Origin of the sequence: Lachnoclostridium edouardi, assembly GCF_900240245.1 — a bacterium.
GTDB lineage: Bacteria > Bacillota > Clostridia > Lachnospirales > Lachnospiraceae > Lachnoclostridium_A > Lachnoclostridium_A edouardi.
This window is the reverse complement of sequence record NZ_OESQ01000001.1, coordinates 2786369-2806583: the sequence shown is the minus strand read 5'-3', so window position 1 is coordinate 2806583 and position 20215 is coordinate 2786369. Positions and strand designations below refer to the sequence as shown.

The 20215-nt window shown below is 42.8% G+C and carries 18 protein-coding genes and 1 pseudogene; 2 read left to right on the top strand and 17 right to left on the bottom strand.

The genetic code is table 11. The features are described 5' to 3' along the window. Nucleotides 1-10: 10 nt before the first annotated feature. The 10 genes from C1A07_RS13390 to C1A07_RS13345 all read right to left on the bottom strand — a co-directional run bounded on the left by C1A07_RS13390 (nucleotide 11) and on the right by C1A07_RS13345 (nucleotide 9627). Nucleotides 11-835 (bottom strand): carbohydrate ABC transporter permease, encoded by an 825-nt coding sequence (locus C1A07_RS13390; RefSeq protein ID WP_101877536.1) that lies wholly within the window; start codon nucleotides 833-835, stop codon nucleotides 11-13. Beyond that, complete coding sequence (locus C1A07_RS13385; RefSeq protein ID WP_101877535.1) at nucleotides 825-1721, bottom strand: carbohydrate ABC transporter permease; 897 nt, start codon at nucleotides 1719-1721, stop codon at nucleotides 825-827. Before C1A07_RS13385 ends, C1A07_RS13390 begins: the two co-directional genes overlap by 11 nt. Before the next feature lie 122 nt (nucleotides 1722-1843). Then, nucleotides 1844-3175: an ABC transporter substrate-binding protein gene (locus tag C1A07_RS13380; protein ID WP_101877534.1), complete on the bottom strand. Its 1332-nt coding sequence runs from the start codon at nucleotides 3173-3175 to the stop codon at nucleotides 1844-1846. A 173-nt stretch (nucleotides 3176-3348) separates the two neighbouring features. Next, the gene (locus C1A07_RS13375; protein WP_101878151.1) at nucleotides 3349-3708 is read right to left on the bottom strand and encodes an arsenate reductase family protein; all 360 of its coding nucleotides are present in this window, start codon (nucleotides 3706-3708) and stop codon (nucleotides 3349-3351) included. A gap of 49 nt (nucleotides 3709-3757) precedes the next feature. After that, nucleotides 3758-4060, bottom strand: coding sequence for an SOS response-associated peptidase family protein (locus tag C1A07_RS13370; protein ID WP_180952263.1), 303 nt, complete (start codon nucleotides 4058-4060; stop codon nucleotides 3758-3760). Nucleotides 4061-4301: 241 nt separating this feature from the next. Continuing rightward, on the bottom strand, nucleotides 4302-5015 hold the full coding sequence (locus C1A07_RS13365) for a phosphatase (RefSeq protein ID WP_101877532.1): 714 nt from the start codon (nucleotides 5013-5015) through the stop codon (nucleotides 4302-4304). A 9-nt stretch (nucleotides 5016-5024) separates the two neighbouring features. Continuing rightward, nucleotides 5025-6053, bottom strand: a complete 1029-nt coding sequence (locus tag C1A07_RS13360; RefSeq protein ID WP_101877531.1) for an ABC transporter ATP-binding protein — start codon at nucleotides 6051-6053, stop codon at nucleotides 5025-5027. Further along, nucleotides 5989-7737 (bottom strand): ABC transporter permease, encoded by a 1749-nt coding sequence (locus C1A07_RS13355; protein ID WP_207654300.1) that lies wholly within the window; start codon nucleotides 7735-7737, stop codon nucleotides 5989-5991. Before C1A07_RS13355 ends, C1A07_RS13360 begins: the two co-directional genes overlap by 65 nt. A 43-nt stretch (nucleotides 7738-7780) precedes the next feature. Next, nucleotides 7781-8854 carry an ABC transporter substrate-binding protein gene (locus C1A07_RS13350; RefSeq protein WP_101877530.1) on the bottom strand — a complete coding sequence of 358 codons (1074 nt, stop codon included), beginning with the start codon at nucleotides 8852-8854 and terminating at the stop codon, nucleotides 7781-7783. Beyond that, on the bottom strand, nucleotides 8854-9627 hold the full coding sequence (locus tag C1A07_RS13345; protein WP_101877529.1) for a sugar phosphate isomerase/epimerase family protein: 774 nt from the start codon (nucleotides 9625-9627) through the stop codon (nucleotides 8854-8856). Before C1A07_RS13345 ends, C1A07_RS13350 begins: the two co-directional genes overlap by 1 nt. A gap of 187 nt (nucleotides 9628-9814) precedes the next feature. Between C1A07_RS13345 and C1A07_RS13340 the strand changes: the two genes are divergently transcribed. After that, complete coding sequence (locus C1A07_RS13340; RefSeq protein ID WP_101877528.1) at nucleotides 9815-10645, top strand: MurR/RpiR family transcriptional regulator; 831 nt, start codon at nucleotides 9815-9817, stop codon at nucleotides 10643-10645. A gap of 24 nt (nucleotides 10646-10669) precedes the next feature. Here C1A07_RS13340 and C1A07_RS13335 read toward each other — a convergent pair whose 3' ends face one another. The 7 genes and pseudogenes from C1A07_RS13335 to C1A07_RS13305 all read right to left on the bottom strand — a co-directional run. Then, entirely contained in the window at nucleotides 10670-13819 is a 3150-nt protein-coding gene (locus tag C1A07_RS13335; protein ID WP_101877527.1) for an AAA family ATPase, read from the bottom strand. Continuing rightward, nucleotides 13816-14994: an exonuclease SbcCD subunit D gene (locus C1A07_RS13330; protein WP_101877526.1), complete on the bottom strand. Its 1179-nt coding sequence runs from the start codon at nucleotides 14992-14994 to the stop codon at nucleotides 13816-13818. Before C1A07_RS13330 ends, C1A07_RS13335 begins: the two co-directional genes overlap by 4 nt. A gap of 460 nt (nucleotides 14995-15454) precedes the next feature. Beyond that, nucleotides 15455-16471, bottom strand: a complete 1017-nt coding sequence (locus tag C1A07_RS13325; RefSeq protein WP_101877525.1) for a hypothetical protein — start codon at nucleotides 16469-16471, stop codon at nucleotides 15455-15457. A gap of 55 nt (nucleotides 16472-16526) precedes the next feature. Next, nucleotides 16527-17387 carry a hypothetical protein gene (locus tag C1A07_RS13320; protein ID WP_145996058.1) on the bottom strand — a complete coding sequence of 287 codons (861 nt, stop codon included), beginning with the start codon at nucleotides 17385-17387 and terminating at the stop codon, nucleotides 16527-16529. 136 nt (nucleotides 17388-17523) lie between these two features. Then, the gene (locus tag C1A07_RS13315; protein WP_101877523.1) at nucleotides 17524-17892 is read right to left on the bottom strand and encodes a hypothetical protein; all 369 of its coding nucleotides are present in this window, start codon (nucleotides 17890-17892) and stop codon (nucleotides 17524-17526) included. Nucleotides 17893-18007: 115 nt separating this feature from the next. After that, nucleotides 18008-18808 carry a helix-turn-helix domain-containing protein gene (locus tag C1A07_RS13310; protein WP_101877522.1) on the bottom strand — a complete coding sequence of 267 codons (801 nt, stop codon included), beginning with the start codon at nucleotides 18806-18808 and terminating at the stop codon, nucleotides 18008-18010. A gap of 40 nt (nucleotides 18809-18848) precedes the next feature. After that, nucleotides 18849-19370 (bottom strand): annotated as a pseudogene (locus tag C1A07_RS13305) (SMI1/KNR4 family protein); the annotation flags it as partial. Between the two features lie 382 nt (nucleotides 19371-19752). Here C1A07_RS13305 and C1A07_RS13300 point away from each other — a divergent pair. Next, nucleotides 19753-20166: a cysteine-rich VLP domain-containing protein gene (locus tag C1A07_RS13300; RefSeq protein ID WP_101876473.1), complete on the top strand. Its 414-nt coding sequence runs from the start codon at nucleotides 19753-19755 to the stop codon at nucleotides 20164-20166. The last annotated feature ends 49 nt before the right edge of the window (nucleotides 20167-20215 follow it).

Below are 20215 nucleotides of genomic sequence, written 5' to 3'. Positions count from 1 at the left end.
GTTCTCCTTTTTATCCTTTAATGCCTGACTGTGCAAATGTGTTAATAATATATTTCTGACATACTGCGTAAATGGCCAACGGCAGCGCCATAGTAAGTACGGAAATAGCCATAGCCACAGGAATATCTGTACCTCCCTCTGCGCTGACAAACATTTGAAGAGCCAGAGATAAGGTGTAATTTTCTTCGGATTTTAAAATCAAAGACGGCCACACAAACTCGTTCCAGGAATTAATAAAGAAAATAATTCCAATAGACAAAATCGCCGGCTTTACCATAGGAACTACTATGGTGCGCAGAATGTTAAAATGAGAAGCCTTTTCCAGCTTCGCCACCTCTACCAGGGACTTAGGAATTCCTCTCATATGCTGTCTTAACAGGAATATGCCTGTGGCGTCTGCCAACTGAGGCAGGGCCACGCCAAAAATATTATCCCTCAGTCCAATATTTGAAATTGTAATAAAGTTTGGAATCATAGTTACTGTAAAAGGAATGAAAATTGTGCTTACTAATATGAAATACATTACATTTTTTCCCTTGTAATTAAAAAATACAAAGCTGTAAGCTGCCAAAACTCCTGTAACCAGCTTAAAAATAGTTACTACAAAGGCGATAATAAAGGTATTTGCCGTAATTTTTACAAATGGAATCTTTTCCAGTACATTGGTGTAAGCAGCTGTTGTAAATTCCTTTGGAATCAGGGAAGAGCTGTTAAAAGCCTCTGTCAATGTTTTAAAGGAAGTGGACACTGCAAAGAAAATAGGGTACAGGGATAAGATTACAATAATAATCAGCACTACATGCCAGAATATTTCTGTCCGCTTTCTAGTTTTCATAGTAAACCCCTCTCTCTACATATTTAAACTCTAAAAACAGGAGCACCAGGAAAATCACCATAGTCATAATAGACAGGGCCGACGCTTTTCCGGTATTGAAAAATCCAAATCCCTGCTGGTATACTCCGTAAATAATATTGGAGCTGGCGTTGTTTGGGCCGCCTTGTGTTAATACTTTAATTGGAGTAAATACATACTGCATACCTTGTACAATACTGATAATTAAAACGTAAATAGCAGTAGATGATGTAAGAGGCATAACAATTTTTCTGAAAATTGTGTGGTCCGGCGTTTTCTCCAGTCTGGCCGCCTCAATCAGCTCCTCTGACACGCTTCCCATTCCTGAAAGCAGCACCAGGAAGTTGTATCCAAAGCTTTTTAATACAGCTGCCAGGGAAATAACAAAGATTACAAGTCCCTTTGTTTTAGACCAGGTAGGCATAGTCAAGCCAAATTTTCCTAAAACTCCTGCAATCGGTCCGGAAATAGGGTTGAAAATCCACTGCAGTACAATAGCTCCTACTACCAGGGAAATTAAGCTGGGAATAAACAGTAAGGTTTTATAAATCCCTTTTCCCTTTTTCATTACAAATGTATTTACAAAGGCCAGTACATATGGAACTGCAAAGTTTATCAGCACCAGGATGCAGATGTACAGTAAAGTATTTACTACAATCTGAACTGTATCCTTGTCCTTAATAATGTCAATATAATTTTTAAATCCTACAAATTTTTTAACCGGCGCCACCATATTCCACTTCAGAAAGCTTAAATATACTGTATATGCCAGGGGCCAGAACATAAAAATCACAAAGGCAAAGGTGGCCGGAAAAACAAACAGCCATGCGATTGCTGTATCCCGCCTTTTTTGATTCCAGTTTTTCATTTTATTTCTCCTTCCATTTCCTTCTGTTGCTGTCTGCGTAAACGAAAAGGCGCTGCAGAATATTGCGCCATTTTAATGGGATTCTTATTCTGCAACGCCTCTGTTTCATTTTCTGATCCGGCTTACTGCTCTTCCAACATCTTATTCAGCGTATCCTGCGCTTCTTTCAGAGCTTCCTCCGGCGTCTGGCTTCCATCCAGGATTTTGTCCCTTGTATCTGCCAGCAGCTGCTCTGCCTGAGTTCCCATGTCGCCTGGGTAAGCTGCCCATGGCTGAAGATCTTCCATCTCGTCAAATGCAACTTTCAGCATCTGGTTTTCTTCAATATATGCTTTCAGTCCTTCTTCCTCTTTTACTTCCTGTCTTGGAGGCAGATAACCTGTGTTCTCAGTCCATTTTGCAAGCCATTCCGGCTGCATAACGAACTTAATAAATTCCCATGCTGCTTTCTGCTCTTCTTCTGTCTGAGCTGTAATAGGAAGGAAGTTTCCTCCTGTAGGAAGCTTTTTCTCTTTTCCTTCAAATCCAGGGAATGCCGCTCCCTTTACGTCAAACTGAGCTGCCTGTGTAACAGTTCCGATTTTTGCACTGGAAATACATGCGATTCCCACCTTGCCGTTGCAGAATGCCTGGATTCCCTCATCAGCAGTAATGTGGAGAGCGCTTTTATCCTTCAGTACCATGTCTGCCAGAATCTGATATGCTTCTACGCCTTCTGGTGTGGCAAACGCCGCCTTATCATCCTGCAGCATACTGGCTCCATTGCTTTCTAACAGACCCTGAACTGCCCAGTTGTCTGCGTATTCCTGCATATAGAAGCCGTATTCTCCTGTTTTTTCTGTAATCTGTTTTGCGTACTCCTGTACCTCTGCCCAGCTCTCCGGTCCTTTTTCAGGATCTAAGCCGGCCTGCTGAAATAAGTCTGGGTTATAGCACAAAATAGGAGCGCTGATACAATATGGAAGGCCGATCTGCTCTCCGTCTACCTGAGCCAGACTAAGTACGTTGTCTAAAAAGGTAGTGCTCAGATAATCCTTGTCCTCCGGCACATACTGGTCAACCAGATCCTGAGGACTGATGTAATTAAAGTTTGCTGCAAAGTATTTAATGTAGTTATAGCCGATCATACAGATAGAAGGAGGATTTCCTGCCGCTACTTCCGCCTGAAGGTTCTGCATCAGGCCTGGGTACATGTCTGGATTATATACTTCCTTTACCTTAATGTCGTCGTGGGTGTTGTTAAATTCCTCCACCATTTCCTTAATAACAGGTGCTCCGAAGTTCTCTGAATAAACGTGCCAGAATGTGATTTCAATAGGCTCTTTTGTTGTCTCAGCTCCACTTTCCGCCGGCTGTTCATTTGTGCTGCCTCCGCCGCTGCATCCTGTGAGAGCAGTTGCCCCAAGTGCTGCCGCCATACCGGCTGCCGCCAGCTTTTTCCACACTTTTTTCATAGGTTCCTCCTTAAAAATTAAGAATTTTGTTACATATGTTTACTATAACCTATATTTTCCTTCTTTACCATGAGGCAATCCGGCATTTTTGTGGGAAAATCCGCACTCTTTTGGAGGTATTACACAAAAACTTTACAAATCCAACCTGGTTTTTACGCATTTTTTACACTGATTTAAAGCAATTTTCCTATTTTTTCTTCCCATTTAGCCTCTTTAAAGCCTGTTAAAACAAAGTCGTCCCCAACGACTAAAGGGCGCTTTACTAACATTCCGTCAGAGGCCAGCAGCTTAAACTGCTCTTCCTCCGTCATATCTTTTAGCTTGTCTTTAAGCCCCAGCTCTTTATACTTCATTCCGCTGGTATTAAAAAACTTTTTCAAAGGCAGCCCGCTTTTCTCTGCCCACATTTTCAGTTCCTCCTCTGTAGGCCGCTCCTCTACAATATGGCGGTCAGTAAACTGCGCGCCCTTTCCTGTCAACCATTTTTTTGCCTTCTGGCATGTGCTGCATTTTGGATATTCTACAAATAACATGTTGTTTTCCTTCCTTTCTTTTACATAAAATTTCCCCGGAATCACTGTTTCAGAAAAAAGGCAGACGCTGCTGCTCATACTCTGCCTCTTTTTTCAGCATACAGCTTTCCTGATTTAATATGTCTTTCGTTTTCTCATTGTTTTCCAGCCATTCCCTTACCTGGTCCGGCTCCAAAATTAAAGGCATACGGCTGTGGGTAGACTTCATAGAGCTGTTGGCCCTTGTGGTCAGTATTACAAAGCAGGGTTTGTCCTGAAACCAGCTGTAAAAACCAGCTATATAAAGCGCTATGCCGTCCTTCCTTAAAAAGGTGATTTTATCCTTTGCCCTGTTCCTCTTTCTCCTAAGCACAGCACTTCTCCTGTTTGGGAGGGACAAATATCTCCTGTGTTATAGTTTTCTGCACAGGAAAAGGACTCCACTCTGTCATGTATATAAGACAGACTGAAATCCTTTTTTATTTTATCCCAAACTGTATTGCTGAAATGATATCTGCCGCACATAGCTATAAGTCCTCCTGTTTTTCGGATTTTCTCATTATATCATAGGGCAAATATGTTTACAACGGGCTGATCTCCCTTAAATAGCTCTGTTATTTTTGATTTAGAACCCATGAAAGGCGATCCATGTGAAAATTAACTACCAGCTCCTCCGGAAAATGATTTTCTCTGATTGCTTTTAACCCATAATCCATTTCTCCTACATCATAATAAATATGGGCGTCGCTGCCAAGAATCACCGGCACGTGGTAAATCCGGCATAAGTCTAAAAATACAGATACATTTTTTTCCGCGTTCTGTCTGCCGGAAGCAGGGCGGAAGGAAGAATTATTTACCTCCAATACTGCTTTTTCCGCTTTTGCGGCTTTTACAAGTCTTTCATATTCTAAAGGAAATCTGTCGTCGTCGGGATGGCCTATGATTTTAACATACGGATTTTTCATGGCCCCTATTAAGGCATTTGTATTTTCTTCTGCAGTTCCTGATTTTATACAGGGCACGTGAAGGCTGGCAATTACATAGTCCATTTTCTCCAGCACCTGATCTTCTGCGTCCAGCTTTCCCCGAAAATCCATAATATTAGCTTCTACTCCCTTTAACAGCCGGACTCCCTCTATTTCATTCTGGAGAACCCTGTAATTAGTAAAAAAAATACGTCCCGCTGTTTCAGGCATAGCGCAGAAATGGTCTGAAGTGCCCATAACCTTCATTCCTTTTTTGGCCGCCTCCGTCACGTTTTCTTTTATGGTGCTAAAGGCGTGGCCGCTGGCGATTGTATGTGTATGTAAATCAAATAACGGTATCATAATCTATTTTCAGGCGCTTAATATCAGCCTTACTTCCTCCCCTGGTTCATATTCCTCCCCGGCCCCTGCATACACAGTGAACAGCTGATTTTTATAATTAACTGTGTAGTGAATTTCCCTGCCGTTATACTGCTTGTTGGTTACAACAGCCTTTAATCCTAATCCTTCTTTTTCCATATGAAACTGCTCCGGCCTGATAGGGTATACTCCCTGGGTCAGAAAAGCCTGAGCTACATTTTCCTTTTCAAAAAATAAGTCTTCCCCGGCTACTTTAAAGCGGCTTCCCATCCAGCTTCCCTCCAGCAAATTACATTTACTTACAAATGTAGCCGCAAAGCTGGTTTTAGGCTCCATGTAAATTTCCTTAGGGGTTCCTACCTGCTCAATATGTCCGTCCTTCATAATAATAATTCTGTCCGCCATTGCCAAAGCTTCACTTTGGTCGTGAGTCACATAAATAATAGTGGCCCCGGTAATTTTGTGAATGTCCTGAATTTCTTTTCTCATTTCTATTTTCAGTTCCGCGTCTAATGCGCTTAATGGCTCGTCCATAAGCAGAATAGACGGTTTTCCTACAATTGCTCTGGCTAAAGCCACTCTTTGCCTTTGCCCTCCCGACAATTCTCCAGGCAGCCGGTTTTGGTAAAATGTCATTCCTGTACATTCCAGGGCGTTATTTACCGCCTCCTCCTTTTCCCGGCTTGTTAAGTTTTTCTGGCGTTTGCTTTTCATAGGGAATTCTACATGCTGCCGAACAGTCATATGAGGCCACAAAGCAAAGGACTGAAATACCATGCCCAAATCTCTTTCCTCTACAGGCACCATAGCTCCCTTTCCTGAGTACAGCTGATCTCCCATATAAATTTCCCCTTCTGTAGGCTCTAAGAATCCTCCAATCAGGCGGAGAAGCGTAGTTTTCCCGCAGCCGGAGGGACCTAAAATGGCAATAAACTCCGACTCTTGTATTTCCAGATTAATTTGGCTGAGGGCCTGGGTATTTTTGAATTTCTGCGTTACATTTTTTATTAACAGACTCATTAATTTTTTCCTCCAAACGTCCCGGATCTGTTTCACCGGCGTGAAGCAGACAATATCCGGTTAAAATAAGCGCTACAATCACTGCGGACATAGCCGCGGCTAAATTATAATCTCCTGCCTGCTGAAAATTAAATATAGTTAACCCAATGGTTTTTGTGCCTGCCGCCGCCAGCATAGAGGACAATGTAAGCTCTGTTAAAGCTGACACAAAAATCAAAAAGGAACCAGAAAGCACAGGGGCCGCCAGCAGGGGAATTAAAATTTGAATCCACATTACTATCCCTGATCTTCCGCTGGCTTTAGAAGCTTCCTCCAGGGACGGGTGAATTGCTAAAACAGCTGTAGTGCTGCCTTTAATCTGTAGAATTAAATATCTGGTAATGTAGGCTATAACCAAAATACTGATTGTGCCGTAAAAGCCTGGACGAACTCCCGGCAAGGGCTGTACCCAGTGGAAGATCATGGACAAAGCCAGCACAATTCCCGGTATGGCGTATGTAAGGGAGGCGCTTTTTTCCACCAGCTTCATAGCCCTGCTGCCTTTTCTTACCTTTATATAGGCAATAGCGGTTCCCGCCAGAATACAGACTGTACAGGTGACAACAGCCAGGATTAAGCTGTTGCGGATAGCCTGAAGTACGCCTCTGTTTTGAAAAACAAAGGTAAAATTATCTAATGTAAAATTGTCCTTTGTCAGCTTCATTCCATAGTTTTTCGCCACAGAGCTGGTAAGCATGGAGATTAAAGGTACAATATTAAACAGGCAAAGCATTCCAAGGCAGGCCCACTCTGTCAGTCTCCTGTACCCTTTACTCAAGGATATCCTGACAGAATAATCTTCTTTAATACTTTCCATATAAGTAGCTTTTCTGGAAACCATACTTTCGGCCAGTGTACCCGCCACAGCGATTACGGAAAGCACTACAGAAAGAGCGGCGGCTATGGGAAAGGAGTTAGGTCCAAAACTTATGGATTTTTCGTAAATATAAGTGCTGAGCACCGGCACGCCTGAGGAAATTCCTAAAAAGGCAGGCACGGAGAAATTGTCAATAGCTGCCAGGAACGCTAAAACTGCTCCCGCCATTATAGCCGGCAGGGCCTGGGGCAGATTTACCTTCCAAATTGTCTGCCACAAATTATAGCCGCAGGCTCTGGAGGCCCATTCTAAATCTTTAGGGATTTTCCGCAGCATGTGAATAACGCTCATATAAACCACCGGGATGCTGCAGATTCCCATAACTAATATAATTCCCTCAATAGAATATAAGTCTATAGGTCCTATTCCAAATTTTCCCAGAAACTGATTAATTGTTCCTCTTTTTCCCAGCAATGTTGTCCAGGAAAGGGTAATAATATAAGAAGGAATAATAAAAGGAAATAATATAAGCAGCTGTAAAAACCATTTTCTTTTTACATTGGTATAAGCCATAATAAAAGCCAGAATACTGCCTGCCACTGTTGCAATGGCAGTGGAGGATAAGGCAATTATAATCGTATTGGCCACCGCTTTTCCTGTTCTGCCGTCCTGGAGCAGCTTTATATAATTATTTAGACTGTAGCCGGAATCTGTTTTCAAACTCATTAACAAAAGGCGGAAAACAGGGGCAATAAATATAAGCGCTACTGCGGCGTAAAATAATACAGTAAAACAGCTGCTGTTAATTTTTTTCATTTTTGGTTTCATAAGATTCTCCTAAGATTTCTCATAGAAATAAGGCGTCCGGCATCTACTGGAACATTTGGCTGAATTTTTCTTTATCTGCTTCTCTGTCTGCATATAACTCCTTTGGGTCTGCGGACATCTGCTTTAACTGGCTGATTCCTTTTAAGCCTTCTGGAGAAGCAACGCCTTCCTTTACCGGAGTATATCCCATCTCTGCCGCCAGCTTCTGCCCTTCCTCTGACAACACAAAATCCACAAAGGCCTTTGCCTGATCCTGCATTTTGCTGTCTTTTAAAATTCCAATAGGCTCTGTAACTGCCGGGGACCCTTCAGCAGGATAAACAAACTCCACCGGGGCTCCCTGATTTTTAGAGCGGACTGCCATGTAATCTACTAAAATACCCCATGATTTTTCTCCTGCCACAACTGCCTTCTGAATCGCTCCGTTTCCCTTGTCTACAGTAATTCCGCCGGACTTTAAATCCTCATAAAACTCCCATCCCAAACTGGAATTTCTGGTCATTACCCCCAGGTTATATGCAGCCGCCCCAGAATATAAAGGACTTGGCATAATTCCTCCGTCTTTTAAATCATCTCTCGTCAGATCAGCAAAAGATGTAATCTGTTCCTTTACCAGGTCTGTATTATAAACAATTCCTGTTGTAATTACCTTTGTGCCTGTATACATATAATCTGTATCTACATATTCAGCAGGAATTCCTTCTAATTCAGGAGACTGATAAGCCAACAAAAGATCCTCTGCTTTCAGCCCCTCATATGTAACATTATCAGCGACTAAAAGTACATCTGCCTGGAGAGCGCCTACTTGTTTTTCCGCCAGCACCTTGCTGACCACCTCTTCTGTTCCTGAGCGAAATACATCTACTGTAATATCCGGATATTCTTTATTAAATCCATTGATTAATTTTTCAGCGTCCTCCTCCGGCTGGGATGTATACAAAGTAATATGACCTGTCAAGGTTTCCCGGGCTGATTCTTCTGTACCCTCCTCTTTTGCGTCTGCTTCTGTTGTATCTGCTGCCGTAACATCTGTTTCATTTGTGTTTGCTGTCTTTGAACATCCTGCCGCTGATACAGCCAATCCTGCTGCCAATAAAACCGCCAATTGTTTTTTCATTATTTCTTACCTCCGATTTTTTTAATGAATTCTAAATTTTCATGTAATACAGAAAGCTTTTCATCCTGGTCAAAGCCTTCAATAATAATAGGTATCTCTGCTGCTTCTAATTCTTTTAATAGTGTTGTAAAATCATAATCTCCTTTATCTAAAGGCGTGTGCAGCTGATTTCCTTTTCTGTTGCTTATATGAATTTTGGAAAGATGGACAGCTGACTTTAATATATGCCTTACCTCCTCCACGCTGTCGCAGTGGGCCACATCTAATGTATAAAAGCAGGGAAATCCCTGAGTTACCTTTTCCATCTCCTCCAGGCTGGTGAATATTTCCTTTGGAATTTTTTCCATAATCTCCAGGGAAATATCTATATGATATTGTCCGGCATAATCCATAATCTGTTTTAAAGATTCCCTCATATAATCCAGATAAATCTGTCTGTCCCCTTTCATGGTTTCCCTTCCCGGATGAACAGTTACCTCAATGGCCCCAATATCATAAGCCAGGCGCACTGCTTTTTTCACTTCCTCCACCGAAGCCTGTCTGATTCCCTCATTCATAGAAGCCAGGTTTAAATCCCAGCTATAGCTATGTACACAAGACTTAATGGGATAAAGAGCAGACAGTTTTACATACTCCTCCACTGAAAATCTTCTGTGCTGAAAATGCTGAGCCCACAGTTCCATTTCATCAATTCCATTTTCGTATAATATGCGAAACATTTCTTCCAGCTGAGCGTTCCACATCATACATGATGAAACTCCTATATCTGCCATAAAATCACCTCTTTATTTCACTTATGGCTGCATTATATAAAAATCTGTGTGAAGGCTCTATCATAAATCTGTAAAGTATGAGTAAAATATTTCACTATTTTTGTAAATGAAATTTTAGTTGCAAAATTGGTGTTTTTTTGATAAAAATAATCATACCATCAAGATATATTTAGAAAGGGCAATTAGAATGCTTCAAGATTTGTACGAACAATATAAAAAGAATTTTTCTAAATCAGATTTTAAAATTATGGAGTTTCTTTTGAGAAATCAAACAGACCTTCAATATATAACCACAAAGGAGCTGGCGTCTGCTTTAAACGTCAGCCCCTCCACCTTGTCCCGCTTTTGGGGGAAATTAAATTTCTCCAATATGAAAGATTTTAAATATTATTTAAGGACTCAGAATATGTCCTCCCCCTCCTCCCGCATTTCAGGGGCTATGGAACAGGGCCGTCTCCTTTCCTCCTCTGCTTTAACAGAAGCTTTTCTTATAAATGCAGAGAAAACTATGCAGCACTTAAAAGAGGATCATATTTCCCGCTGCGCTTCTATGATTGAAAAAGCAAAAACTATTTACATTTTAGCCCCTGACGCCTCCGCCGGCTTAGCCCATATTTTCTGCTACCGGGCCAGACGGTTAGGCTGCCAGTGCGTTCTCCTGCCCTCAGGCTCTGCTTTATATGAGTACATGATTAATATAGGCGGCCGGGATTTAATTCTTATGTTTGGCTATTCCCGCCTGGTTTCAGAAATTCGTGTTCTGCTGCGCCACAGCAGGGAGGTTCACTGCAAAACTATTTTATTTACCGACCTTTTGGCAGACCCTGATTTGGAAAAAGCTGATTTAATCTGCTACACCTACAGAGGGGAGCCTGATATGTACCACTCTATGATCATGCCTATGACTGTGCTGGACCTTGTTATTCTGGCTCTGACCCAATCTAATTTCGGTCCTGTAGAAAGAATGTCTTATTTAGAGCAGCTCAGGTCAAAATACAAAGAATATTTAAGAAGATAGCAGTTATCCCCTTTATTTTTTTCTTTATGCTTCGATTCTGCTGCCTCTTTCCGTTTTTCTTACAACCAATCTTTTGTCTATCTGCTCCTTCAGCTCTGCCACATGGGATATAATGCCGATTACCTGTTTTTCCCCTGCCAGCTCTCTTAAAATCTCTACTGCCCTGTATCTGGATTCTTCGTCTAATGAGCCAAATCCTTCATCAATAAACATGGCTTCCATTCTTACATTTCCAGCTGTCTGCTGGATAATGTCAGCCATTCCAAGAGCCATGGCTAATGCGGCCATAAAGGACTCTCCTCCAGACAGGCTTTTTACATCCCGCACAGTGTCTGTCACCATACTGTACACGTCCAGGTCCAGTCCAACCTCCCCCTGTTTTCCCAGGGCGTCCATGGTTCTGCACTGCAGAATAAATTGTCCCCCTGTCATATAGTATAATCTGTGGTTGGCTGCCTGAATCATTTGAGTAAAATACTGTCTTTGCACATATGTCTGAAAATCCAGACCTGCAGTTCCTCCCAGCTTTCCGTTGGCCGCCTGGTTCAGCCTTTGTATGACCTGATAATGGCCTCTGATTTTTTCATGGCCCTCCTCCAGCTGCTTCATCGCCTTTCTGGCAGCCAGATTTCCCCCATGTCTGGCAATTGCTATAGCCGCTTCCTTATCCAGCTTTTCTACCTCCTCATCTGCTGCTTTTTTCATTTCCTCCAGGGCCTTTATATCTATGATCTGTTTATCTCCGGCTAATTTTTCATATTGTTTATAAACAGTTTCAGCTTCCAGAAGCTTTTCCCTATATTCATCTCTTTCTCTTTTTTCCTGTTTTATCTGGGAGTCTGGCAATACAGCTTTTTTATACTCTGCCTCTGTGAAAAAGCCTGTTTTTTCCAGTCCCTCTAAATAAGCTATTTCTGCGTTTTTGGCTTTTAAGCTGCAGTTTTTTTCTTCCTGTCGCCCTGCTTTTAGCCGCCCTGCAGCCTGCTGCAGCTGATTTTCTATGTGCTGCAGCTTTTCCCTGGCTTCTATTTTAAATTTTTCTATATCAGATAGTCTGTCCGACAAACTTTTAAGCTGTTTATCTGCCTCCTCCTTTAACATTTCAGGAAGACGGCTGGAAATCTCCTGAAGCTTTACCTTATTTTCCCCCTGGGCGGCGGCGATTTCCTGAATCCTTTTCTCCAGACCTTCTGCTTCTTTTTGTTTGTTTTCTAAAGAAAGAGACAATTTCTTTTTTTCTTCTCTTCCCTGCTCCAGCTCTTCTTCCTGCTGCTTTTGCAAAAGCTCCTCTTTTTTGGCTTCTTTCAGCCTGTCCCTGCACAAAGCAAGCCCTGCCTTTACCTTTTCTTCACAGCTGTTGTCGCTTTGAGGCAGAAAAGGCTGCAGTTTATTTTCCAGCTCCCTTACTTTTTCCGCCAGATAACCGGCCTCCTGCACTGCCTTTCCGCTGTTTTTTGCAGCTTCCCTCAGCGTTTTTTCCAGGTAATCTCTATTTTCTTTTTCCCTGTTCAGCTGGTCCTCTGTTACAGCCTCTGTCCAGGGCTCTGCTTTTTTAGGATGGGAAACTGAGCCGCACACAGGACACGGCTCCCCCTCCCTTAAATCTGCAGCCATAAGACTTGCCTGAGCCGCAATAAAAAGTTTGTATTTCCTTTCATATTCTCTGACGGCGTTATTATACTTTTCCTGAAGCTGCACAGTATTTTTCTGGCTTTCCTCAGCCTTATTTTTTCCCTCCTCCGCCTGAAACACCGACTTTTCCAGCTGGCCTAATTCCTCCAGACTATTTTCTAACCGCTCTATTTTCAGCTGACACTCTATCAGCCTTTTAGGACTATCCTTTCCCTGCTCCTCTCTCTGGTTTAAGCTTTCTATACGGCCCTTAATTTCGCTTATCTCTGCCTCCGTCTCACTTTTTTTCACATCCAGCTGCTTTCTTTCACCAGCCAGCCTACTTTCCGTAAACTTCGCCTGGTCTGCCATCTCATAAAGAGGCATAATTTCTTTTAACCTGGCAATATCCCCATAAAGCTTTGGGGCTTCCTCTTTTTCTGCTTTCTCCCAGACAGCCGCCGTCTTTTCTGCCTCCTCCTTTTCTCCTTTTAACTCTTCCAGCTCTTTGACTGTTTTTTCATTTCTTCCTGCTGCCAGAAAAAATTCCTGCTTTTCCTTATCCAGAATATTTTCCAGCTGCTTTACGGCCTCTGCTTTTTCCGCCAGGCCAAGCCTTTTATTTATTTCCTCCCACCAGCTTCTTTTTTCCTGCAGCATAGTAAGCCGGGCCTTCGCCTGATTTTTCTGGTCCAGCAAATAATTGTTTTCTTCTCCTGTCTGAATTTGTAATTTTAACTGTCCTGATATCCTTCTGCCTTCCTCAACCTTTTGCCTCCACAGCTTTTCATCAGCTTCTGTTTCCTTTAATATCTCATTTAAAATTTTTTCCCCTTCCCCTGATTTCGTTTCGGGGAACTGAATTACTTCTCTCCACAGCTCTGCCTGACTGCTGTTTTCTAAGGGCTCCACCTGGCGCGCCTCATGGAGCCAAAGCTTTTCCTTCTCCTCCAGCTGTTTAAACATTTCCCCGGCCTGGTCTTTTAAAATTCTCTGGATTTTCCCGTAGATCCCTGTGTTAAAAATCTTAGAAAATATTTCTTTTCTTTCCCTGGAGGAGGCCAGTAAAAGCTTTAAATATTCTCCCTGGGCAATCATTCCTGTCTGGGCAAACTGATTTTTGTCAATTCCTATAATCTCCTGAATTTTTTCATTTACATCTCTAATATTTCCCGGATATTCTGTGCCGTCGGGCATTATAAGGCACACCTTGGCCCCCACCTGGACCATAGGATACTCTCCGTCCTTATTTTTCCTTCTGCCCACCCTTTCGTAGGCCGGACTTCTTTTTATATAATAGCGCTTTCCTCTTTGAGAAAACTCCAGCTCTACATACGTTTCCTCATCAGAAGCCGCATACTGGCTTCTCATCATGGTCCCGTCCCGCCTGCCTCCGCTGGTTTCCCCGTAAAGAGCATAAACAATACCGTCAAAGATTGTAGTTTTCCCTGCTCCTGTATCTCCTGTTATAAGAAAAATCCCACGTCCTATTTTTTCTAAATCTACTGTTTCTCTGCCTCCATATGAGCCAAAAGCGGATAATATCAATTTTTCCGGCCTCATATTTGCTCCTCCTCTGCTTTTGCCAGTACTTTTTTTATTTCCTTTTCCTCCTCTTCTGTCAAAGGCTGACGGCACACTGTCTCATAAAAGCTGCAGAACGCCTCAAAAGGGGTTGATAAAGGCGCCTGGCAGGCTGTTTCCTCCAATCTTTTTCTGGTTCTTTCATTGTCCACCTTAATCTCCAGCAGAAAATCAAAGGTTTCCTGTAGCTTTTCCCGAAAATGATATGGCTCTTGATTGTCAGTAATTGTAACGCTGACAAAATCATGGCGGTTATTTTCTGTTACTCTGCTTAAAATTTCCTCCAGACTTCCTTTTTCCCTGCGCACGTCCTGAATGCCTGTTACGGGAATCTCTTTCATAATAACCGGCTTTCCCTTTTCCTCCATGGTCACTAAGGTAATAGATTTTTTATGCTTTTCCTCACTTACAGAATATTTCAGCAAAGTGCCGCAGTATCTGGCCTCCCTCCGCCCTGACTGCTGGGCCTTATGTAAATGTCCTAATGCGGCGTAATCAAATTCATCCAGCACAGACACGTCTATTTTATCTACACCGCCTACGGATAATGATACTTGTTCTGAGCCGCATGTCTCCGGCTCCCCGCTTTTTGAGGTATAAAATTGATGAGATAAAATTACGTTTCTTTCTTTGGGGTTTACAGTCTCTCTGGCCAAAACGGCCCTCACTGCCTCCTCATATGTTCCGGGAATATCCTTTGCCCCCTCCTTTTCAAACAGCCCCCTTACATACCCTGGCTTCATAAAAGGCAGCAAATAAAAATTCACCGGCCCAAATTCATCCTCCACCACGATTTTCTTTAACCGCTCCTCCGGTTTTTGGGGAGGCAGCACAGACATATAGATGTGATGTTTTTCTAAAAATCCGCTGGCAAAGCTCAGTCTTTGAGGAGAATCGTGGTTTCCTGCTATAATCAGCACCGGAATCTGCCTTTCCAGGCTATTTAAATCATTTAAAAACTGGTTAAATACAGCAAATGCCTCCCCGGACGGTACCGCCTTATCATAAATATCTCCGCACAATAAAATAACATCCGGCTGCTCTTTTCTGATTACGTCTACAGCTTGTCTTAAAATCTTTTGCTGGTTTTCTTTTAAGCTGTAACCGTTTAATTGTTTTCCTATATGTAAATCCGATAAATGGATGATTTTCAAATGTTTTCCTCCTATTGTTAAGCCTTTTTCCTTCCCTGTCTTTTGTTGATTTTACCATTTGGACCTTTATTAAGCAACGGCCCTGCTGATGACTTGTTATAAAAATTTTATAAAAATCTTCTTGTTGCCTGTGTCGGTGTGTTTTATACTTTTATTTAGGTCAGTTTACAAGGAACTACACGCAGACCACGAAACAGGGGCTGCTGACAACAAATAAAGGCTGAGTATCAGGCACCGGGAAAGTGCGAGATATTCAGCCTGTTTTGTTGTTTGGGGTTTCCAAAGGGGCTTGCCCCTTGGCACACGACTTTGCTTGCAAAGTGTAGTGTGTTATACGCTCTGTCGGCGTTGCTGCGAAAATGAGGTTGCCAACCGGGAGGGCAAGGGTATTTGAAGCAGCAGGAAAGCAGGGCTGGTTTCGTCAGCAGACAGGGCGTATATGAAAATGTGGCTTTTACATTCATTCTGCCGGATCGCAGCCTTCGATGTAATATGTTTCGCTGGATTCACCTGTGATTTCCTCCAGCATACGATGGATTTTTTTCCTCTCCTGCCCCATATAGAATTGCTGTTCCTCATTTTCCCCATCTTTAGGAATCAGGGAAACAGCATAAAGTCCATTATCCATATAGAACTTATCGTTTTTCAAGAGAAAACTGCACACTTCCTGTCCATCCAAAAGAAGTACGAACTTAATTTTTTCCTCACGATAATCAATCACGGCTTCATTGGCTGTTGAAATGAGCTTGCCCGCAGCAAGAGCCGAAGCAAAAATCTCCCCCTGTTCTTTGCTGAGCGGATAAAAGTCCCCATCATAATAAAGCATTATGCCAACAGGTGTTTTATAATCCGGCGTTCCGCCGAACAGGAGATAGAAATTATCAAAATTTCTATTCTCTTCCTGCCACCTGTCTGAATGTTCCAAAAAATCAGGTCTGTCAGGGGACAGGAGTTTTTTTCTTAAATCCATGTCCCGACATTCATTTTCAAATAATACATCCCTATACGAATCTGTAAAAACAAAATTTTCCGGCGACCAATCTTCACTCTGCCTACTTTGATCGTCAACAGTTCCATCTGCGTTCCAAGGCTCCCTTTTGATCAGATAGCCTAAACTGTCAAAGGTAAGATAATTTCCCTTTCCGGTATTCCACTGGTCGAACTGGTCTGGATAATAGGGCGTTATGGAGGCGATGATTCCGTTCTTGTGAAAGGAAATTTCTCTTTTGATGATCTCGCCATCGCAAACACAAACTGCATATTGGATTTTATAGTTTTGATTGAACGCTGTATAAAGGGTATCCAATACTACATAATCTCCCCAGGTCTGTGTTTCTTCCCTCAAAACTTTTTCATAATTCTGATGAATTGGGATGGCGATGCCGGCGTTTTGGATGTCGTCTGCTCCAAGCAGCGATGAGGGGCTGGAATAGGTTACCGCCAGCGGCTCGTCAGGCGCCTGTGTGTGCCCGATCAACTGACCCTCAAAATAATATTCAAATCCATTTGCTTTTGCTTTGAACGGATTTAAACTAATAACTATGAAAATTTAATGCGGTAATCCTATTGTCGTTGAACCAAATAATCCCATATTCCACGCATACGCCCAAATAATTTTTAAACAAATACTTTGTGAACATATTTTCAATGGACTCGCAGAAAGTATCTTCTGTAATCAGCCAGTCATATTGAATCCCCATTTCTTCTTCTCCCTGTATTGGGATTGGTTCTCCGTTTATATAAATTGTGATAGGATATTCAAATAATTTTATAAACTTCTCCTTGTTATTTACAGAGCCCTTTATCTTTCTGGCAAACGCCTCTATTTCTTCCGGGCATCCCCCTATTCCCCCACTGTAATAATTATCGAAATCTTCTCCTATCGGCATATAAGTTTCTTCTGTCATAGAAAACACTGTCTCCCGCCCGGAGATAGCCCCATTTCCGCTTAATACAATGAACCCATCCTGCTCTTTGACAGCCCCATCCATAAAGTCCCCGTTTGCATTTCTCAGCTCAAACTCCGCGTCATTTACTATCTCCCCTTCAAAATCCCATTCCTCATCCGCCCTGGTAATAAAGGCGGCTGTCAGAAGGTCATCCTGACGGCTGATTTTCATCCTGATTTCTGTATCTCCAATATAACCGCGATAAATATTATGTGTATTGTTTAAAATGGCCTGGTCTGTAAGGCTTTCTTCTTCCATCTGATCTGCTTCAGAAATATTTTCAGATTCACCTATGGTTATTTCTTCCTCCGGCCCACTTATACTGGTCTCTTTTGGTATAGGATCTCCTCCTGTTTCCTCACCAGTTAAACGATCCCCAGCCTGATAGCAACCCGAAATTAACATCGCAGATAGAACGGCATATAAAACTAACTTTTTATCCAACGAATTCCCTCCCCTTTCTAAAAAGAAAATGTCAAAATCTTTAATCACTTACTCATGTCTGCTATTTTCTCATTATACTAAAAGTAAGAGCAAATTAAAGTGACAACTTAGTGACACATATTTGTTATATATATAACTATAACCGGAGCTTATCATAGAACGATTTTCTGAAGCCAGTGTAAAGGTTCCCATCCTTGTCATAAGCCAAATAGAGACCATCTTTGTTTTGCCGTATTTCCAGTGCTGGCTCGTAAGTGACTCCGGTGTAAAAATAACTTTCAAAATAGCCCAGAACTGAGTAGGCACCTTTTGAATATTTCGCAAGGGCAATATAAGAAACAATCGCCATCAGCAAGATTCCTGCAACGATAAAAGTCCGACCAAAGACAATGCTTCCATTTTTCAGAATCGACAGTCCAATGAGAACTGTCGTTAAAAAACCGCAGAACAACGCAGCAAGAAGCAACAGGAAAAATCCAAGACTTATAATTCCTATCCAGTTCATAGTGTCCTCACTTTCCCAAAATGAGTGGTAACAGTCATGCTTTTCTTAGCAATGCAATAAACCCTAATAGCAGTTCAAACATCCCCCATGACAAACTCTCAATTTTGTCGTTCTTTTACTTTTTTCCTCGCTGTGGCTTTGGATTTTTCAGCAAGTCCGACTTCTGTGCAATCTTTTTCAGCCACTTCTTTTCTTCCTCGGACAACTTCTTGTAATTCAGTTTGAGCCGCTTACAGATAAACGCCAAAGCCGCTTGCTCCGGGTCGCTGTCTGGGCTGGCAGCTTCGTCAACGGTCTGCAAGAAATCTTCCAATGGGTTATCCTCCGGGACGCTGAAAAAATCGTCCTTATGTGCTTCCCGTAGGTCAAGAGCTATCTTGTTTATGTCCTGCTGTATCACATAGCAGCAAAAGCTGTCATCATCAATATGGGCGGCGATAAGCTGTCTTAACTGCGGGTCGGACAAGCTGGGATTGTGCTGCTTCATAATGGTTGCGCTCACAGCGTCTATAATGGCATTTGCACTCTGCACCTGTTTGCCAGCGATACCGTTTACATAGATTTCGAGGTCAGCCATCAGCCGGGGGAAATCCGGGTGTACCGCCAGTTCACACAAGAGGGAATTATCCACCAACCCGCTTTTCAAGAGTTCAATCATATCATCACTCAAACGCAGGTCTGCAAGATCGGCGTTTGGGTGATTTTTTGTTTGAGAACGCCCCAGCAGATAATCAACAGTCACTTCATAAAACTTTGCCAACTCAATAAGGGCATAATGGCTGATGTCCTTGAAATTATCCCCCTCATAACTGCCCAACGCAGACTTGGAGAGGTGCGTCTGCTCCGCAAGCTGTTCCAGCGTCAGCCCACGCTCCACACGCAGGTCTTTCAATCGTTCTTGTATGGATAGTTCCATGCTCTCCCTCCTTGTCTGCTCGATAAATTGGAAGTTGTTAATCTTCTAACTCAAAATCATCTTCGTTTACAAGACCACGAATAAAATCCTCAAAACTATCTGCTAAAGGAGTGATTTCGTAATTTCCTTCTTGGTCAATATGCACTACTTTAGGCTCCCCGTGTGGGCCACACTCCCGGTAATCTAAAAAAATCATATCATGTCCAGCACTGGGACAGTCACAAATAGCTACCCCAATAGCAGGGTACTCCCATTCATCAATCATAAATTGGCTTCCCAACTCTCCACACAAAGAGTTGGGTTTCTCTCTCCCGATACCAAAAATTCCTGTAATAGCTACATGGTCATCTGCCCAACTGGTAGGTTTATCCGTAGGGAAACAAGTATTGAAAGGAATGCCTCCGTTATGTTGTTTCATCAACCAAATATAAGAAGCTGGTAACTTATAGCCTAATTCCTGCTCAACACTGGCAATCAGTTCATCAGAAGGCGATTCACTGACATATTCTTTCAAGGCATACGCACTGTCCTTCCAAAAGTTTGTAAAATCAAAGTTATCAAACATATTTAGTTCCTCCTCCAAAATCCCGATTTATCACTTTCCACTTATCATTCTACCACAATTCCGAGAGCGTGGAAATAGGCAGTTTTTTTGGCGGATTTCCTACCTTTCGGATATACGGGACGGGCTGTCTTTTAGGTGTAGACTTAGGGTAGTTCATCGATGAGCTGCACCTTGAAAAACGAATGACCGTCCGAAAGGGAATACCCCGGCAGGGGAAGCACCGCAAGGAGCCAACTTCTGGACACTTTGTCCAGAGGTCACTTCGGGACAACTTGTCCCGAAGCTGTGGGGAGCGTGCCAACGCCGGAACACGCCGCAGAAATGGGGCAGGAAGCCTTTTCGGAGAGAGCGGCAACGGAAAGCAAAATGGAGGAAACACATGAGAGAGAACCCATATAAACGACTGCCGCCCATAGAGCGCAAGCAAGACGGTTCCCTTTACCGCATGACCCCAGCGCAGCGGAAACAGGCAAACGCCCTGATCCGCCGGGAGTGCTGCTGTTATGAGGACGGGAACTGTATGTTCCTTGACGATGGGGACACCTGCACCTGTCCGCAGACGGTTTCTTTCTCGGTCTGCTGTAAGTGGTTCCGCTGGTCGGTTTTGCCGCAAGTCGGAACGCTGGAAGCGGAGATTTTCCGGGATAAGGAGCTAAAACGCTGTGCGGTCTGCGGCAGAGTGTTCGTCCCAAAGTCCAACCGAGCGAAATACTGTCCCGGCTGTGCCGCCAGAGTTCACAGGCGACAGAAAACAGAAAGTGAACGGAAAAGGAGGTCTACTGTGGACAGTTAGGGGCTGAAAAGCCCTTGATTTTCAAGGCTTTGCAAGCACAGAACAGGGG

What these genes read in the sequence shown, in the direction of transcription:
- C1A07_RS13340 (WP_101877528.1), top strand. Translation starts at nt 9,815, where the DNA reads ATGCTTCAAGATTTGTACGAACAATATAAAAAGAATTTTTCTAAATCA.
- C1A07_RS13365 (WP_101877532.1), bottom strand. Translation starts at nt 5,015, where the DNA reads ATGATACCGTTATTTGATTTACATACACATACAATCGCCAGCGGCCAC.
- C1A07_RS13300 (WP_101876473.1), top strand. Translation starts at nt 19,753, where the DNA reads ATGAGAGAGAACCCATATAAACGACTGCCGCCCATAGAGCGCAAGCAA.
- C1A07_RS13390 (WP_101877536.1), bottom strand. Translation starts at nt 835, where the DNA reads ATGAAAACTAGAAAGCGGACAGAAATATTCTGGCATGTAGTGCTGATT.
- C1A07_RS13315 (WP_101877523.1), bottom strand. Translation starts at nt 17,892, where the DNA reads ATGAACTGGATAGGAATTATAAGTCTTGGATTTTTCCTGTTGCTTCTT.
- C1A07_RS13335 (WP_101877527.1), bottom strand. Translation starts at nt 13,819, where the DNA reads ATGAGGCCGGAAAAATTGATATTATCCGCTTTTGGCTCATATGGAGGC.
- C1A07_RS13350 (WP_101877530.1), bottom strand. Translation starts at nt 8,854, where the DNA reads ATGAAAAAACAATTGGCGGTTTTATTGGCAGCAGGATTGGCTGTATCA.
- C1A07_RS13375 (WP_101878151.1), bottom strand. Translation starts at nt 3,708, where the DNA reads ATGTTATTTGTAGAATATCCAAAATGCAGCACATGCCAGAAGGCAAAA.
- C1A07_RS13385 (WP_101877535.1), bottom strand. Translation starts at nt 1,721, where the DNA reads ATGAAAAACTGGAATCAAAAAAGGCGGGATACAGCAATCGCATGGCTG.
- C1A07_RS13345 (WP_101877529.1), bottom strand. Translation starts at nt 9,627, where the DNA reads ATGGCAGATATAGGAGTTTCATCATGTATGATGTGGAACGCTCAGCTG.
- C1A07_RS13310 (WP_101877522.1), bottom strand. Translation starts at nt 18,808, where the DNA reads ATGGAACTATCCATACAAGAACGATTGAAAGACCTGCGTGTGGAGCGT.
- C1A07_RS13360 (WP_101877531.1), bottom strand. Translation starts at nt 6,053, where the DNA reads ATGAGTCTGTTAATAAAAAATGTAACGCAGAAATTCAAAAATACCCAG.
- C1A07_RS13380 (WP_101877534.1), bottom strand. Translation starts at nt 3,175, where the DNA reads ATGAAAAAAGTGTGGAAAAAGCTGGCGGCAGCCGGTATGGCGGCAGCA.
- C1A07_RS13355 (WP_207654300.1), bottom strand. Translation starts at nt 7,737, where the DNA reads ATGAAACCAAAAATGAAAAAAATTAACAGCAGCTGTTTTACTGTATTA.